15 protein-coding genes are annotated in these 14,935 nt (G+C 73.1%); 9 read left to right on the top strand and 6 right to left on the bottom strand.

The window, feature by feature from the left end; translation table 11 throughout:
• Positions 1–142: 142 nt before the first annotated feature.
• Both IH61_RS0134870 and IH61_RS49800 read right to left on the bottom strand, forming a co-directional pair.
• On the bottom strand, positions 143–3,622 hold the full coding sequence (locus tag IH61_RS0134870) for a S8 family serine peptidase (protein WP_037973761.1): 3,480 nt from the start codon (positions 3,620–3,622) through the stop codon (positions 143–145).
• A 444-nt stretch (positions 3,623–4,066) separates the two neighbouring features.
• The gene (locus tag IH61_RS49800) at positions 4,067–4,192 is read right to left on the bottom strand and encodes a hypothetical protein (RefSeq protein ID WP_267884087.1); all 126 of its coding nucleotides are present in this window, start codon (positions 4,190–4,192) and stop codon (positions 4,067–4,069) included.
• An 82-nt stretch (positions 4,193–4,274) separates the two neighbouring features.
• Between IH61_RS49800 and IH61_RS0134860 the strand changes: the two genes are divergently transcribed.
• From IH61_RS0134860 to IH61_RS0134850, 3 genes are all read left to right on the top strand, one after another.
• Positions 4,275–5,018: a TetR/AcrR family transcriptional regulator gene (locus IH61_RS0134860; RefSeq protein WP_031077421.1), complete on the top strand. Its 744-nt coding sequence runs from the start codon at positions 4,275–4,277 to the stop codon at positions 5,016–5,018.
• A 140-nt stretch (positions 5,019–5,158) separates the two neighbouring features.
• Positions 5,159–5,728, top strand: a complete 570-nt coding sequence (locus IH61_RS0134855; RefSeq protein ID WP_031077419.1) for a Uma2 family endonuclease — start codon at positions 5,159–5,161, stop codon at positions 5,726–5,728.
• A gap of 208 nt (positions 5,729–5,936) precedes the next feature.
• Positions 5,937–7,742 carry a glycoside hydrolase family 35 protein gene (locus IH61_RS0134850; RefSeq protein ID WP_234327464.1) on the top strand — a complete coding sequence of 602 codons (1,806 nt, stop codon included), beginning with the start codon at positions 5,937–5,939 and terminating at the stop codon, positions 7,740–7,742.
• Positions 7,743–7,783: 41 nt separating this feature from the next.
• Here the strand turns inward: IH61_RS0134850 and IH61_RS0134845 are convergent, their stop codons facing one another.
• A complete protein-coding gene (locus IH61_RS0134845; protein ID WP_051838564.1) occupies positions 7,784–7,981 on the bottom strand; it encodes a hypothetical protein in 198 nt (65 codons plus the stop codon).
• 142 nt (positions 7,982–8,123) lie between these two features.
• Between IH61_RS0134845 and IH61_RS41945 the strand changes: the two genes are divergently transcribed.
• From IH61_RS41945 to IH61_RS0134820, 5 genes are all read left to right on the top strand, one after another.
• Positions 8,124–9,449, top strand: a complete 1,326-nt coding sequence (locus IH61_RS41945) for a D-alanyl-D-alanine carboxypeptidase family protein (protein ID WP_420714046.1) — start codon at positions 8,124–8,126, stop codon at positions 9,447–9,449.
• Positions 9,450–9,473: 24 nt separating this feature from the next.
• The gene (locus tag IH61_RS0134835) at positions 9,474–9,896 is read left to right on the top strand and encodes a PPOX class F420-dependent oxidoreductase (protein ID WP_051838563.1); all 423 of its coding nucleotides are present in this window, start codon (positions 9,474–9,476) and stop codon (positions 9,894–9,896) included.
• 152 nt (positions 9,897–10,048) lie between these two features.
• Positions 10,049–10,987, top strand: coding sequence for a hypothetical protein (locus IH61_RS0134830; protein ID WP_031077408.1), 939 nt, complete (start codon positions 10,049–10,051; stop codon positions 10,985–10,987).
• The gene (locus tag IH61_RS0134825) at positions 10,984–11,886 is read left to right on the top strand and encodes a hypothetical protein (RefSeq protein ID WP_031077406.1); all 903 of its coding nucleotides are present in this window, start codon (positions 10,984–10,986) and stop codon (positions 11,884–11,886) included. Before IH61_RS0134830 ends, IH61_RS0134825 begins: the two co-directional genes overlap by 4 nt.
• Before the next feature lie 91 nt (positions 11,887–11,977).
• Positions 11,978–12,385 carry a hypothetical protein gene (locus IH61_RS0134820; RefSeq protein ID WP_031077404.1) on the top strand — a complete coding sequence of 136 codons (408 nt, stop codon included), beginning with the start codon at positions 11,978–11,980 and terminating at the stop codon, positions 12,383–12,385.
• Between the two features lie 37 nt (positions 12,386–12,422).
• Here IH61_RS0134820 and IH61_RS41940 read toward each other — a convergent pair whose 3' ends face one another.
• From IH61_RS41940 to IH61_RS0134805, 3 genes are all read right to left on the bottom strand, one after another.
• Complete coding sequence (locus IH61_RS41940; RefSeq protein WP_051838562.1) at positions 12,423–12,698, bottom strand: hypothetical protein; 276 nt, start codon at positions 12,696–12,698, stop codon at positions 12,423–12,425.
• Positions 12,679–13,131 (bottom strand): MerR family transcriptional regulator, encoded by a 453-nt coding sequence (locus IH61_RS0134810; RefSeq protein ID WP_031077399.1) that lies wholly within the window; start codon positions 13,129–13,131, stop codon positions 12,679–12,681. Before IH61_RS0134810 ends, IH61_RS41940 begins: the two co-directional genes overlap by 20 nt.
• A gap of 136 nt (positions 13,132–13,267) precedes the next feature.
• Positions 13,268–14,479 carry a beta-ketoacyl-[acyl-carrier-protein] synthase family protein gene (locus tag IH61_RS0134805; protein ID WP_031077397.1) on the bottom strand — a complete coding sequence of 404 codons (1,212 nt, stop codon included), beginning with the start codon at positions 14,477–14,479 and terminating at the stop codon, positions 13,268–13,270.
• A gap of 226 nt (positions 14,480–14,705) precedes the next feature.
• Here IH61_RS0134805 and IH61_RS41935 point away from each other — a divergent pair, with 226 nt between their 5' ends.
• Positions 14,706–14,870, top strand: coding sequence for a hypothetical protein (locus IH61_RS41935; protein WP_158845622.1), 165 nt, complete (start codon positions 14,706–14,708; stop codon positions 14,868–14,870).
• Positions 14,871–14,935: the final 65 nt, after the last annotated feature.

The raw sequence follows: 14,935 nt of genomic DNA, 5'->3' as shown, positions 1-14,935 counted from the left end.
AACCGCTCCCCATGTGGGCCGACATGTCCTGCACCCCGGTCCCTGCCCACCTTTCCCCTGACGAAACGCGACCGAGGCCGCCCCGGAACTCCGGGACGGCCTCGGCCAGTTGGGCGTTACTGATGATTCCTTGGCTGATCCGTCAGCTCACGGTGTAGCTGTACGGGATCGCCGCGAGCACCGCACCGGTGGTGCCGAGGCTGTTGTTGGCGGCCGCGACCGAGCTCGGGCCGGACACCAGGTACAGCACACCCTTGACCGTGCTGCCCTTCGGGCCGGTCGGGGTCACGGTCACCTGCAGCGAGCCGCTGGCGCCCGGCTGGACGACCACCGGGGTGGCGGCCGGGGCCGAGGCGTTCACCGAGGCGGCGAACGGGTCACCGGTGCTGGAGGTCAGCGCCGGGTCGAACGCCAGGGTGTGCGCGGTGGCGGTGATCGTGGCCGAACCCGCCGGGGCGGGGCCGGCGAACGGGCCGATCTGCTGCACGAAGGTGCCCCAGTTGCCCGGGACGACCTGCTGCGCGGCGCTGCCCTTCGAGGTCACCACCGAGATGGTGGAGCCGTTCTGGGCCTTCTTGAGGTCACCGAACAGGTCCGGCGAGCCGGTGGTGGCGCTCAGCTCCAGCTGGGCCGGGGTCGTGGAGGCCGCGACACCCTTGAGCTGGTCGGTGCCCGGGGGCACCAGGAAGGACGGCACCGAGGAGCTGAGGCTCAGCGGCAGGGCGACGGTCGCGGAGGCGCCCTGCGGCACCAGCGGCACGTCCACCCGGCTGTCGAGACGGCCCTCGGCCGCGATCCGCTGCGGCGCGACGGTGTTGTTGGTGTAGTTCACCGTCACGTTGACCGGCTTGCCGGCCTCCAGCTTGACCTTGCCGTCGTTCGGCAGGCCGGCCGCGGTGGCCTGGTTGCGGTTGAGCGCGACCGTACCGGTGAAGTCCTGCGCGAGCTCCTGGCCGCTGACCGGGCCGAGCACGTTCAGGACGAAGCGCCAGTGGCCCTCGGCCGGGTTGATCGTGGTGGCCGAGACACCGGCCGCGCTGCCCGTCAGGTTGCCCTGGGCGTCGAGGACGGCGTTGCCCTCGATGTCGACCGGGGTGCCGTTGGGGCTGATCAGCGCGCCCTGCATGAGCAGCTTCGGGTCCTTGACCGTCAGGCCGACCCGCAGGTCCTTCTGGCCCTTCGGGACGTCGAAGCCGTACGCGAAGGACTGCGTCGGGGAGGAGCCGCGGGCGTTGCCACCGGTGATGGTGCCGGTGAAGGTGCCCTGACCGTCCTTGAGCGGGACGAGGCTGCGCAGCACGACCGGCACGCTGGTGGTGCTGCCGTTCGAGCTGGAGACCACGATGGCCTCGCTGGAGTCACCGCTGGTCGCCGGGGTGGTGAGCTGCACCTTGAGGTGCTTGGTCTCACCGGGCTGCAGCTCGGTGGTGGTCGGGCTCACGCCGCCGGCCGGGACGGCCCGCTGGGTGGCGGTGCCGAACTGGACCGGGCCGTTGTAGCCCTTCGCGCCGGCCGGGGTGTAGAAGACGGCCGTCCACTCACCGGCGACCGGGCGCGGGACGTCCACCAGGCCGAAGTTGGCCGGGGTGGCGCCGCCCTGCGGGCGGGTGTTCGTCTCGAACCGGCCGGACGGGTCGAGCAGCGTCAGGCGCACGACCGGGCCGTTGGTGACCGGGTTCGGGGCGCCCTGCCAGGCGATGGAGGCCGCGAGGCGGTCGGCGCCCGCCGGGACGGTGAACTTGACCTGCTTCTGGACCCAGTCCGCGCCGTTGGTCGCGTACTTGAAGGTGTCCTTGGAGGAGGTGTCCAGCGTCACGGTCTGCGAGTTGTTCGACTGCGGCGCGAAGGCGCGGGTCGAGGCGCTGACGGTCTGCGGGCTGTCGCTGGTGTTGCTGACGGCCACGTCGGCGGTGTGGGTCGAGCCCGGGGTGCCGGCGATGTCCTGCTGGCCGGTGTTGACGACCACGGTGTTGGCGCCCTCGGTGCCGTCACCGTCGTCGTAGCCGCGGGCGGCCTCGACGGCGGCCCGGACGTTCAGCAGACCGGCGCCCTGCTCCTCCGCCGGGACGCCGAGGTCCTGCGCGGTGCCGGTGAGCAGGCGCTTCACCAGGGCCGGGGTCGGGGAGTCGCCGCCGTGGGTGTCGCGGTACGCCTGGATGACCAGGGCCGCGGCGCCGGTGACGAACGGGGCCGACTGGCTGGTGCCGCCGAAGGACTGGATCGGCGAACCCTTGCCGCTGAACCCGGTGCAGTCCGTGTACTTGGTGGTGTCGGGCGAGCACAGGGCCCAGTCCGACTCGCCCGGGGCGACCAGGTCGACGGTGCGGCCGGCCTGGGTGAAGCCGCCGGAGGACAGCGCGGAGATGCGGTTGTTGCTCCAGGTCTTGTTGGAGAACTGGGCGCCCGCGTAACCCGTCTGCTGGTAGTTCTGGTTGTCGGTGGAGGCACCGACCGCGATGACGAACGGGTCCGTGGCCGGGGTCCCGATCGTGCCGCTGATGCCCGCGTCGCCCGTGGAGACGGCGACGGTGACACCGGCCTTGACGGCCTGCTCGTTGAAGAGCGCGATGGTGTCGTGCGCGCCGCTGTCCGGGGTGACGTTGCCACCGAAGGACTCGTTGAGCACGTCGACGTGCGAGACCCGCACCGCGTAGTCGATGGCCTGCAGGATCGACGAGTTGGACATCATCTCGCCGCCGGCCCGCAGCGCGACCAGGTCGGCGTCGGGCGCCAGGCCGCGGATGCGGATGGTGCAGCCGGCCTTCAGCGCGTGCGAGGGGTTGACGAAGTCCGCGACGTCGTAGACCTGGCGGCCCTGGGCGATGACCGCCGAGGCGTCGCCGAAGGCTTCCGCGCCACCGGTGGGCGTGTTGACGCCCTCGCCCGCGAAGTCCTGGTAGTCGACGACGGCGTGCGAGCCGTCGGCCCGGATGAAGTCCGGGTTGTTCGGGTCGAGGCCGTCCGCGATGTAGGCGACCTTGACGCCCTTGCCGGTGGCCAGGTTCTCCACGCCGGGCTTGCCGTTGCCGGTGTAGGCGTGGGTGGAGTAGAGGCCCTCGGGCTCCAGCAGCGGCTTGGACGGGTCGGAGGGGCAGACCGTGTTGGTCGCGTTCTCCGCCGAGGTCTGACCGTTACTGCCCGAAACGGCCTCGGACTTCCCGCCGGCCTTGGCCGCCTTGGTGGCGTCCTTGTCCTTCTTCGCCGCACCCGCGGCCGCCGGGGCGACCTGCACCTGGGTGTCCGTCACCACGGAGGCGACGGACGGGTCGGCCTGGAGGGACGCGCGCAGCGCCGGGCTCACGGTGGCCGAGAAGGCGTTGCCGACCACGAAGCTCTTGACGTCGGTGCCGCCGCCGGCCTTGACCTTGTCCAGCAGCGGAGCCTGCGCGTGCGCGGTCTTCTGCTGGCGGGCGCCGACGTGGCCGGAATCGGCCGGGGCGTCCGCTATCTGGTCCTTCAGGATCACGATCACCGGAGCCGCCGGCCCGTCCGCGGACGCCGCCGGGGCGTCCTGCGGGGCCGGGACGGGGGCCGCGTTCGCACAGGTCCCGAAGGTGAGAACCATGGACGCGGTGGTGACCGTGACGGCAGCTGCGAGCTGGGCCTTTCGCCAGCCGATCAATGGACATCCTTTCGTCTGATGAGACGTCAGGTAGCACGGCCCACCGTACGCGAGTCCAGATCGGCCGCGTGGTTGGTCCGGACCGCGCGTCCCGACTGCGGTCGAATTCCAGCGCATGCGACACGACCACGACAAGGGGGGAAATCCCCATCAGAAAGTAAAAATGACCATCAGAAAGTAAAATTCATGGGAGAAATCGGGCCAGGTCCCCGCTTTTCCCCTGACCGCATCCGGCCACATCCCTGGCTACGCACCTGGTTACGCGCCTGGTCACACGCCTGGTCGCACACCTGATCACGCACCTGTCACAGCCGACCGGAGCCGAACGGGAAGAGTCGGTGGCGAACTCTGGACACTGGCGAACCATCGCCATCCGAGAGCGACATTCGACAGCGATCGGACGACGTCTCGCACCCTTCCCCCTCCGCGCCGCGCGAAAACACCTCAGCGCTGGGCGAGCCCCTCCCGCAGCCGGCGCACGCTCAACCCGGCGGGCCCGACCGGCGGCCGCCGCTCCCGCACGTCCGCGACCTCGACGAAGGCGACCGGCAGCGTGGTGGGCGGTGTCATCGCGAACCCCTTCGGTTGGTAACCTTACGACATAAAGAGTTGCCGTCGGGGGCGGCACTTTACGCCATAAGGAGATGCCGGGATGACCGTCTACGCCGGGCAGGGCGACGCCCGCCGCTCACTCGCCCTCCTCTGGGGCGCCGCGCCGCCACCCGCCCCCCGTACCGGCCCCAAACCGGCACTGAGCGTGGACGCCATCGTCAGCGCCGCGCTGGAAGTCGCCGACGCCGGGGGCATGGCCGCCCTCTCCATGCGCGCCGTCGGCGAACGCCTCGGCCGCACCGCCATGGCGCTCTACACGTACGTCCCCGGCAAGGACGAACTCCTCGACCTCATGCACGACCGCGCACTCGCCGAACTCCCCACCCGTGAAGGCGAGTCGGAGGACTGGCGCGAAGCCGTCACCACCTGGGCCGAGGACCTCTACGAGTGCTACCTGCGCCACCCCTGGATGCTCCGGATCTCCCAGGCCCGCCCCGTCCTCGGCCCCGCCGAACTCGCCGCCATGGAAACCCTCCTGCGCGCCCTCACCCCCGCCGCCCTGCCACCCACCCGCCTGCGCGGAGCCGTCGCCGCCCTCTGGCAGTTCGTCCGCGGCCTCGCCGCCGCCACCGCCGACGCCCGCGGCGCCGCCGAAGCCACCGGCATCTCCGACGAAGCCTGGTGGACCGCCCGCTCCACGGGCCTCGCCGACCTCGCCCCCGACCTCCCGCAGCACTACCCCCTCTTCACCGCGATGCAGTCCGCCCCCACCCCGCCCCAGCCCCTCCACGAGGGCCTCGCCGTCCTCCTCGCCGGCATCGCCGCGTCCGGCGCTCCCCGATAGGGCACTTCCTCGAGGCACGCCGTCCACGTCGCATACCCGCACCTAGTAACGTAATCAGGGCCACACCATCCGTGAGCGTTCCGCTCTGCAGATGTCACTGGTCCGTTCCGAGGACTGAGTTTCGGACAGGAGAACAGCACGTGAGTACGGCGCACGCGAGCCCAGGCGACTACAGCCAGGTGCCGAATCCGGAGCAAGCCCTGAAGTATGCGATTCGGCATATTGCGGGCGATCGTGTCGAGATCGTCGAGGGAGTCATCACCCCCGTGTCACCGTCCTGGGCCCACGAGACCGCCATCGACCTGATCCGCGAACAGATCGGGCCCCGCATGCGCGAGCTCGGTCTGCGTGCCGGGTCGGGGAACCTCGACCTGCCGGGGACGGAGAACTACTACGTGCCGGATCTCGCCGTCGTGCCGGCCGAGTTGGCGAAGACCGAAGGTGCGCTCCTGCCCGACCAGACCATGCTCGTCGTCGAAGTCACGTCGCCGTCGAACGGCGACACCGACCGAACCACGAAGCGGCGGCGCTACTCCCAGTTCGGCGCCCCCGTGTACCTCCTGGTCGACCGGCAGGAACGCACCTGCACCCTGTTCTCCCGGCCCGGCCGGCTCGGCTACACCCTGATCGAAGGCCCCCATCCCTTCGGAACCCCCGTACGGCTGCCCGCGCCGCTCGACCTCGAGCTCGACACCGCGGGCTTCTCCTAGCGGGTGCCGACGGCGGTGTCGGCGCCGGGCCGGCAACTCCGCCACGCGCTCGCGTGATCCGAACGTCTCGTCCTCCCCCGTTGAGTCCGCGCCGATCCTACAATCGGCGCAATCGCTCCCCTGCGGTGTGGGAGACGACCGACCGGGTGCCCCTGCCCGTACGCTGGACGGCCTCGCCACCCTCCCCCGAAGACAGGTGACGTCCCCCGTGACCCGACTCGAACTCGACCTCGACGCCAACGGCTTCCTGCGCGACGGCGAGCCCCACCGCATCGTCTCCGGCGCGATCCACTACTTCCGCGTCCACCCCGACCAGTGGGAGGACCGGCTGCGCCGCGTCCGGGCGCTCGGGGTCAACACCGTCGACACGTACGTCCCCTGGAACTTCCACGAACTCCCGGGCGGTACCGTCGACTTCACCGGTTGGCGGGACCTCCCCCGGTTCCTGCGCCTGGCCGGAGACCTCGGCCTGGACGTGATCCTGCGCCCCGGCCCGTACATCTGCGCCGAGTGGGAGTTCGGGGGCCTGCCCGCCCGGCTGCTCGCCGTGGACGGCCTGCGGCTGCGCTGCGCCGACCCGGCCTACCTCGCCGAGGTGGACGCCTGGTTCGACGCGCTCGTGCCCGAGGTGCTGCCCCTGCTCGGCAGCCGGGGCGGGCCGGTCGTCGCCGTCCAGGTCGAGAACGAGTACGGCAGCTACGGCGACGACGCCGCCTACCTGCGCCACCTGCGCGACGGCCTGGTCGCCCGCGGCGTCGACTGCCTGCTGTTCACCACCGACGGCGCCCAGGACACCATGCAGCAGGGCGGCTCCCTGCCCGGCCACCTCGCCACCGCCACCTTCGGCTCCCGCGCCCCCGAACGCCTCACGGTCCTGCGCCGACACCGGCCCCAAGGGCCGCTCGCCGTCATGGAGTTCTGGATCGGCTGGTTCGACCGGTGGGGCAGGCCCCACCACGTCCGCGACCCGAAGGAGTCCGCCGCCTCCCTCGACGAACTGCTCGCCACCGGCGCCTCCGTCAACCTCTACATGGCCCACGGCGGCACCAGCTTCGGCCTCTGGGCTGGCGCCAACCACACCGGCGCCCACCCGTACGACTCCGGGTACGAGCCGACCGTCACCAGCTACGACTACGACGCCCCGATCGGCGAGGCGGGCGAGCTGACCGAGAAGTTCCACGCCTTCCGGGAGGTCATCGGTCGCTACGTCCCGCTGCCGGAGGACGAACTCCCCGCCCGGCCACCGCGCTTGGCCCCGCAGCGGATCGTCTCCTCCGGCCGCGCGCCGCTGCTCACCTCCGCCTCCCTGGACGCGCTCTCCACCCCCGTCCACCGCCCGTCCCCCGAGCCGATGGAACGCCTCGGTCAGGACCGCGGATTCATCCACTACCGCACCCGCGTGCCCGGCCCGCGCGAGGAACTCCCGCTGCGCGTCGACGGTTTGGCCGACTGTGCATACGTCTTCGCGGACGGGCGCCCGCTCGGCACGCTCGACCGCAACTCCCCCGGCGACACCCTGCCCCTGGCCACCGGCGAGGACGGGGTGGTGCTGGACATCCTCGTCGAGGCGCTCGGCCGGGTGAACTACGGCCCCCAGATGGACGATCGCAAGGGCATCACCCGCGGCGTCTCCCACGGCCACCAGCGACTCTTCGACTGGCAGATCCACCCGCTGCCGCTGACGGACCTGTCCGCGCTGCGGTACTCACCGGAGGCCCAAGTCCACGACGGCGAACCGACGTTCCACCGCTTCACCACCGAACTCCCCGCCCCCGCCGACGGTTTCGTCGCCCTCCCCGGCTGGGGCCACGGCCTGCTCTGGCTCAACGGCTTCCTCCTCGGCCGCTACAGCGCCGAGGGCCCCCAACGCACCCTCTACGCCCCCGCCCCGCTCTGGCACGAGGGCCCCAACGAACTCCTCGTCCTCGAACTCCAGCACCACGGCGAAGCCCTCGACCTGCGCGACCAGCCCGACCTCGGCCCCACCACCCAGGCCCCCAGCAACGAGTACTAGGCCCTGTCCGGGCCATCTTGTCGGATCAGCGCGACGCCGGTTCAGCCCCGCTTCGCCGCCGGGATCGCCAGGAGTACGCCGAGGACCAGCAGCGTCGCGTACCCGACCGTCTCGTGGCCGTCCGGGACCAGGTGGCGGACGAAGCCGAAGAGCCGGAAGCCGCCGAGCCGGTCGGCCAGCAGGCCGGTGCCGCCGCCGAGGATCAGTACGAGGCCGAGGTAGCCGAGCAGGTCCTTCATGGCTGCGAGCCTAGGAGGCGCCCCCTGCCCGGGTAGTCCGACTTTCGGTGCGGGCCGGGATCACCAAAGTCGCGGCCCGCACCGGGGTCCGGACGGAGCAGCCGGTACGGCGGCCCGGGGGCGGCGCGGTTACGTTCGCCGTGTGCCCAAACACGCGAATCGCTCGAAGTGCGCGCACGGACGGCAGTCCGTCACCCGGGTGGCGGGGGCCACCGCCGCCCTGGCGCTCGCCGCCGCGGGCTCCGCGCCGGCCCTCGCCCAGGACGCGGCCTCCACCGTCGGCGGCGAGCGCCTGGGCCGCGAGGCCGTCCAGGTCGCGCCGCTGACCGGGGCGCCCGCCCTGCCCGCGGGCCTGACCGGTCGCTCCTGGCTGATCGCCGACGCCGGTACGGGCGAGGTGCTGGCCGCCCGTGACGCCCATCTGCCGCTGCCGCCGGCCAGCACGCTCAAGATGCTCTTCGCCGACACCGTGATGCCCAAGTTCGACCGCGCCTCGGAGCACAAGGTCACCCCCGCCGAGCTGGCGAACCTCGGGGCCGGGAGCAGCCTGGTCGGCGTCAAGGAGAACCTGCCCTACCGCGTCGAGGACCTCTGGCGGGGCGTCTTCCTCAGTTCCGGCAACGACGCCGTCCACGTCCTGGCGAACATGAACGGGGGCCTCCAGCGCACCGTCGCCGAGATGCAGGCCCGCGCCCGGGCCCTGCACGCCACCGACACCAAGGTGCTCTCCCCCGACGGCTACGACATGGACGGCCAGGTCTCCTCCGCCTACGACCTCACCCTCTTCGCCCGCGCGGGCCTGCGCAACGCCGACTTCCGCTCGTACTGCTCCACCCGCACCGCCCGCTTCCCCGGGGGCCTCGACAAGGTGACCGGCCAGCGCACCAGCTTCGACATCGCCAACACCGACCGGCTGCTCGGCAAGTACCCGGGCCTGATCGGCGTCAAGAACGGCTACACCACCAACGCGGGCGCCACCTTCACCGGAGCCGCCGAACGCGGCGGTCGCACCCTGCTGGTCACCGTCATGCACCCGGAGGCGCAGGGCAAGGTCTACGACGAGGCCGCCAGCCTGCTGGACTGGGGCTTCGCCGCCGCCGGGAAGGTCCAGCCGGTGGGCCGCCTGGTCGAGGAGGACGCGCCGCCGTCCGCGCCGCCGTCCGCCGAGCCGTCCGCCACCGACCCCGTGCGCTGGGCGCAGGCCCCGTTCACCCACTCCACCGACGACCCCGGCCTCGCCCCCGCCGCCTGGACCGCCGCCCTCCTCGGCACCACCCTCGCCCTGTGGGCGGCCCGCACCCTCGCCCGCCGCCGCACCGCCACCGCGCCGGTCTCCTCCACGGGCGGATCCACTGGCGGATCCACGGGCGGCTCCACCGCCGTCGGCGGCCGCTCCCACCGCCGCCTCTCCCGCCGGGCCCGCGCCCTGCTCCACGCCCCGCGCTCCCGGCGCACCCGCAGCCTTTAGAACTGCGGCACTAGACTTCCCGCCATGACCACGCCCGACCCCGCCGCGTCCGCCGGAGCCGACCGGCTCGCCCGGATCGTCCGCCTCTCCTCCGGCAGCTACCTGCTCGTCACCACGTACAAGAAGGACGGCACTCCGGTGCCGACCCCCGTGTGGGTGGTCCGCGACGGCGAGGCGCTGGGCGTCTGGACCGTCGCCGACTCCTGGAAGGTCAAGCGCATCCGCAACCGCGCGGACGTGCTGGTCGGGCCCTGCGACGTCAAGGGCCGGCCCACCGGCGAGCAGTACCCGGCCACCGCCGAGATCCTCGCCCCCGAACGCGCCGGCGCCTACCGCACGCTGCTGCGCCAGAAGTACGGCCTGGTCGGCGTCCTGACGCTCCTCGGCAGCCGGCTGCGCCGCGGCGAGCGCGGCACGATCGGCATCCGGATCACCCTCGCGGACTGAGCCCACGGGCGCGGGTTCGCCGGCACGCCCCGCTCCCCCGGCGCGTCCACCGGCGCGTCCACCGGCGGGGCGGTGGGCGCCGCCGCGCCGTCCCCGGTTCGGCGGAGGGCCCGGCGGCCGGGTTGTCAGTGGCTCCCGGTAGCCTCCGCCTCATGTCTGCCTTCACCCGCCTGGTCGACGGTCTCGTCTGCGCCTACCGCCCCGCCGCCGGGGCGGAGGGGGTGCTGGTTCCCGCCGCCGTGTTCCGACCCGTCGGCCGGGACGAGGTCTACGGTCACACCGTCGCGGCCGACCTGCGGCACGCCTGGTACACGACGCTCGACGCCCTGGTCTGTGTGACGGCGGAGGGCGGGCAGCTGTGGCGCTCGCCGTTCGAGCCGGCGTCGACGGAGGCCAACGGCCACCACCCCGGCTGCGAGGTGTCGGCGGACGGCCGGGTGGTGTGGGTCTACCGGCCCGACGCCATGGCCGGGCGCGGCACGGACGACCGGTGCGTGGCGTTCGACGCCGCGACCGGCGAGAGCCTCGGGGAGGAGGAGCTGGAGACGGTCGGGCACTCCGCGGTCCAGCTGGCGCATCCGACCAGCGGCGAGGTTCTCGTCGACGTGGGCGAGGGCCAGGACGGCACCGTCGTCTACCGCGCCTCGCTGGCCGGAGGCCGCCCCGTCCTGGTCCGCTACCCCTGGGACGACCGCTGCCTGATCGGCCTGTCGCCCGACGGCCGCCACTTCCTGACGATCGACCACGGCCAGTACGACCTCACCGTCCACGCCTACCCGGGCGGCGAGGAGGTCTTCACCGTCACCGTCGACGCCTTCGGACACGACCCCGAGACGGTCTTCGTCGAGTGGGCCGGCGGGTACCTGGACCAGGACACCCTGCTGATCAACCTGGTCGGCGAACCCGAGGACGATCCCGTGGAGGAGGACGAGGAGTGGTTCCGCACGTACCGCGTCGACGCCCGCACCGGGCAGGTCCACGGCGAGATCGCCTCGCACGGCGAAGGCGCGTACGACCTGCACCCCCTCGGTGACGGCTCCTGGCTCACCGCCTCCGACTCCGGCCACCCGACCCGCCACCTGGCGCCGTGAACGCCTTCACCTGGCTGGTCGGCGGCCTGATCCGGGCGTACCGCCCCGCCGACGACGAGTTCGGCGAGCTGACGCCCGCGGCCGTGTTCCGTCCCGTCCCCGGGGACGAGGTCTTCCAGCACGCCGTCGCCCCCGACCTGGCCCGCGCCTACTACACGACGATGAACGCGCTCGTCTGCGTCGCGCAGGACGGTGCCCAGGTGTGGCGCTCGGCGTTCGAGCCGGAGTCGACGAAGGCTCACAGCCCCAGGCCCGGCTGCGCGATCTCACCGGACGGCCGGGTGCTGTGGCTCTACCGGCCCGACGCCAGGGCCGGGCGCGGCACGGACGACCGGTACCTCGCCGTCGACGCCGCGACCGGCGAGACCCTCGGGGAGGAGGAGCTGGGGACGGCCGGCCACGGTGCGCGGCAGTTGGTGCACCCGACCGGCGGCGAGGTGCTCTTCGACGTCGGCCAGGGTGGGAACGGAACCGTCCTCCTCCGGGCCTCGCTGGTCGAGGGCCGCCTCGACCTCGTCCGCTACCCCTGGTCCGACCGCGGGCTCATCGCCATGTCACCCGACGGGCGCCACTTCGTGACGATCGTCCAGGACCGGACGGTCCTCACCGTCCACGCCTACCCCGGCGGCGAGGAGGTCCTCGCCCTCACCGTCGAGGCGTTCGGGCACGACCCACGGGCGATCCACTTCGACTGGTGGGGCACCGACTTCCTGGACTGGGACACCCTCCTGATCGGGCTCGAAGGTGACGACGACGGTTGGGAGTGGGCCGCCGCCTACCGCGTCGACGCCCGCACCGGCCACGTCCACGGCGAGTACCCGCACCTTCGGCCCCTCGGCGACGGCACCGCCGTCAAGGGCTCCCGCTCCGGCCACCCGGTCCGTATCACCCTGCCCTGAACGAGGAGGTGGACGCCCACCCCCTCGGCTGACCGCACCCCACCGGCCACGCGGTCACGCGGTCACGCGGTCACCTGGCAGGCTGGCCCCCATGGAACGCGAGGAAGCCGGTGCCGCCGGGCGGCCGTTGCTGGTGGTGGACGGGGCGAACGTCGTCGGGTCCGTGCCCGACGGATGGTGGCGCGACCGGCGCGGCGCGGCCGAGCGGCTGCGGGACGCGCTGGTTGCCGTGGCCGAGCACGGAATCCCGGAACTGCCGGGCCCCCTCGACGTGCTGCTGGTCGTGGAGGGCGCGGCCCGGGGCGTCGCCGCGCTGCCGGAGGTGCGGGTGGTCGAGGCGAGCGGCAGCGGAGACGACCGCATCGTCGAGGCCGTCCACGACGCCCTCGCCGAACACCCGCACCGCACCTGCCTGGTGGCCACCGCCGACCGCGAACTCCGCACCCGCGTCACGGCCCTGGGCGCCACCGTCACCGGTCCCCGCAGCGTCCGCCCGTAGCGCGAACGGTCCCGTTCAGCGGGCCTTCCGTGAGTCGTCAATGGGCCTTCAACGCGTCCGGGCTGTCCGAGCACCCGCATGCACAGCCGCGCGCGGCCCTGCGGCGGTTCAGCCACCAGGTGCCGGCCGAGAGAACCGCCAGGGCGGCGGCGACGGCGGGCAGCCGGCCGACCACCGCGCCGGCACCGGCGCCGACGGCTCCGGCGGCGATCAGGGCGGGCAGCGCGCAGCAGGCCACGCAGGCCAGGGCGGCGAGAGCGGCCAGGGCCTTGGGCGCGCGGTTGGCGGGCCGGTCAGCAGCAGGGTCCGGCATGGCGGTTCTCCTCGGCGAGGTCGGTGAAGGGGATGGGGCAGCAGGCGCTGCCGGCGCACCGGGTGAGGTCGTCGCAGCCGGCGTCGAGGGCTGCGGTCAGGGCTTCGCGGATGGTGGTCAGGTCGGCGATCCTCGCGTCGACCTCGGCGAGCTTGGCCCGGGCGCGCTGCTGCAGCCCGGGGACGGGGCGGCCGTGGCGGTGGCGGCCGCTCTCCAGCAGTTCGGCGACCTCCTCCAGGGTGAAGCCGAGCCGCTGGGCGGCCTTGATGACCCGCAGGACGGTGACGGCCTGCTCGTCGTAGAGGCGGTGACCGCCCGGGCTGCGGTCGGGTTCCGGCAGCAGGCCGCGGCGCTCGTAGTAGCGCAGGGTCTGGGCGTTCACCCCGGCCGCCTCGGCGACCTGCGAGGTGCGCAGGTGCTCCTGGCCACTCATCCCGATCACTCCTGTCGTCCGGTCCCCGGTCGGGGACGTCTTCGACGGTAGACCTGTACCCGGGTACCGGATGCAAGTGCCCGGCGCCGGCCGGTGCGCGGCACGGGGGTGCGCGCACCGGTCGGCGGGCCGGGCCCTACGCCTCGGTGAAGACCAGCGAGGCGTTGTGCCCGCCGAAGCCGAAGGAGTTGGTGAGGGCGGCCGGCACCGGGCCCTTCCGGGGTTCACCGGCGACGACGTCGAGGGGGATCCGGGGGTCGAGGCGGTCGAGGTTGGCGGTGGCGGGGACCACGCCGTCGCGGATGGCGAGGACGGTGGCGAGGGCGCCCATCGCGCCGGCGGCGCCGAAGAGGTGACCGGTCATGGACTTGGTGGCCGTGACGACCGGGTGGAGGCCCACGGCCTCCGCGACGGACTCGGCCTCGGTCAGGTCGCCCGAGGGCGTGGAGGTCGCGTGGGCGTGGACGTGGTGGATGTCCTGCGGGGCGAGGCCCGCGGCGGCCAGGGCCAGGCGCATCGCACGGGTCTGGCCGTCGGGGTGGGCGGCGGTGATGTGGTGGGCGTCGGAGGTGATGCCCGCTCCGGCGAGGACGGCGTGGGCACGGGCTCCGCGTGCGGCGGCGAAGTCGGCGCGTTCCAGGACGACCAGGACGGAGCCCTCGCCGATGACGAAGCCGTCCCGGTCGACGTCGAAGGGCCGGGAGGCGCGCTGGGGTTCGTCGTTGCGGGTGGAGTGGGCCTTGGCCTGGGCGAATCCGGCGAGCGGCAGCGGGTGGATGCAGGCTTCGGCGCCGCCCGCGACGACCACGTCGGCGCGTCCGAGGCGGATCAGGTCGAGGCCCATGGCGATGGCCTCCGCGCCGGAGGCGCAGGCGCTGACGGGGGTGTGGGCGCCGCCGCGCGCGCCGAGTTCGATGCTGACCCAGGCCGCCGGGCCGTTGGCCATCAGCATGGGGACGGTGTGCGGGGAGACCTTGCGCACGCCGGAGGTCCGCAGTACGTCGTGCTGCCCGAGGATGGTGAGCGCACCGCCCGTGCCCGTGCCGACGACGACGGCGAGCCGCTCGGGCTCGACCTCGGGCCGCCCGGCGTCGGCCCACGCCTCCCGGGCGGCGACGATCGCGACCTGTTCGCAGCGGTCCAGGCGGCGGGCCTGGACACGGTCGAGCACCTCGCCGGGTTCGACGTGCAGGCGCCCGGCCATCCGGATGGGCAGGCCGGCCGCCCACTCCTCCTCGATCGCGCGGATGCCGGAGCGGCCGGCCAGCAGCCCCTCCCAGGTGGTCGCCACGTCGCCGCCGAGCGGCGTCGTGGCGCCCAGCCCGGTCACCACCACGTTCGTCGTCATCACACATCCCCTTTGTGGAAGAGTCACACCTCCCGCAGCGCGAGCGGCGGGGAGGAGCTCGGTATACGAGCCACACTGTCAGGGGAGTTACGGTCAATCAGGTGCCCTCTTCGATGGATCTGCCTCCGAGGTTTTGTCACTTTCCCACATTCCCCCGAGGAACCTCCGAGCGTACGGGAACTATCACGCACCCCCGTCCGACTGCTGGGACGTGAACGTGAAGTCGATGAGTGTGCTGGTGGGGTTCGCCCTGCTCCTGGTGGCGGTGTTCGGCGTCTCCTACGCCGTGGGACGGCAGGTCGGCCCGGTGGCCCCGGGCCTGCGCCCGGCCGGTGGTGGCGGCGGGACGTCGCCGGGCACGGGCGGGCACGACATGGGCGGGATGCGATGAGCGCGCCCGCCCCCGGCCCCGCGCCCACCCCCGCCCCCAGCCCCGCACCCGCACCCGCCCTGGTG

This window comes from Streptomyces sp. NRRL WC-3742 (assembly GCF_000720635.1).
Classification (GTDB): Bacteria; Actinomycetota; Actinomycetes; order Streptomycetales; family Streptomycetaceae; genus Kitasatospora.
The sequence above is the reverse complement of the archived record's forward strand: the minus strand, read 5'-3'. Positions and strand labels throughout refer to the sequence as shown.

Coding starts and splice junctions, on each gene's coding strand:
- IH61_RS49800 (WP_267884087.1), bottom strand. CDS start 4,192: ATGACACCGCCCACCACGCTGCCGGTCGCCTTCGTCGAGGTCGCGGAC.
- IH61_RS0134860 (WP_031077421.1), top strand. CDS start 4,275: ATGACCGTCTACGCCGGGCAGGGCGACGCCCGCCGCTCACTCGCCCTC.
- IH61_RS0134845 (WP_051838564.1), bottom strand. CDS start 7,981: ATGAAGGACCTGCTCGGCTACCTCGGCCTCGTACTGATCCTCGGCGGC.
- IH61_RS0134835 (WP_051838563.1), top strand. CDS start 9,474: ATGACCACGCCCGACCCCGCCGCGTCCGCCGGAGCCGACCGGCTCGCC.
- IH61_RS0134830 (WP_031077408.1), top strand. CDS start 10,049: ATGTCTGCCTTCACCCGCCTGGTCGACGGTCTCGTCTGCGCCTACCGC.
- IH61_RS0134820 (WP_031077404.1), top strand. CDS start 11,978: ATGGAACGCGAGGAAGCCGGTGCCGCCGGGCGGCCGTTGCTGGTGGTG.
- IH61_RS41940 (WP_051838562.1), bottom strand. CDS start 12,698: ATGCCGGACCCTGCTGCTGACCGGCCCGCCAACCGCGCGCCCAAGGCC.
- IH61_RS0134810 (WP_031077399.1), bottom strand. CDS start 13,131: ATGAGTGGCCAGGAGCACCTGCGCACCTCGCAGGTCGCCGAGGCGGCC.
- IH61_RS0134805 (WP_031077397.1), bottom strand. CDS start 14,479: ATGACGACGAACGTGGTGGTGACCGGGCTGGGCGCCACGACGCCGCTC.
- IH61_RS41935 (WP_158845622.1), top strand. CDS start 14,706: ATGAGTGTGCTGGTGGGGTTCGCCCTGCTCCTGGTGGCGGTGTTCGGC.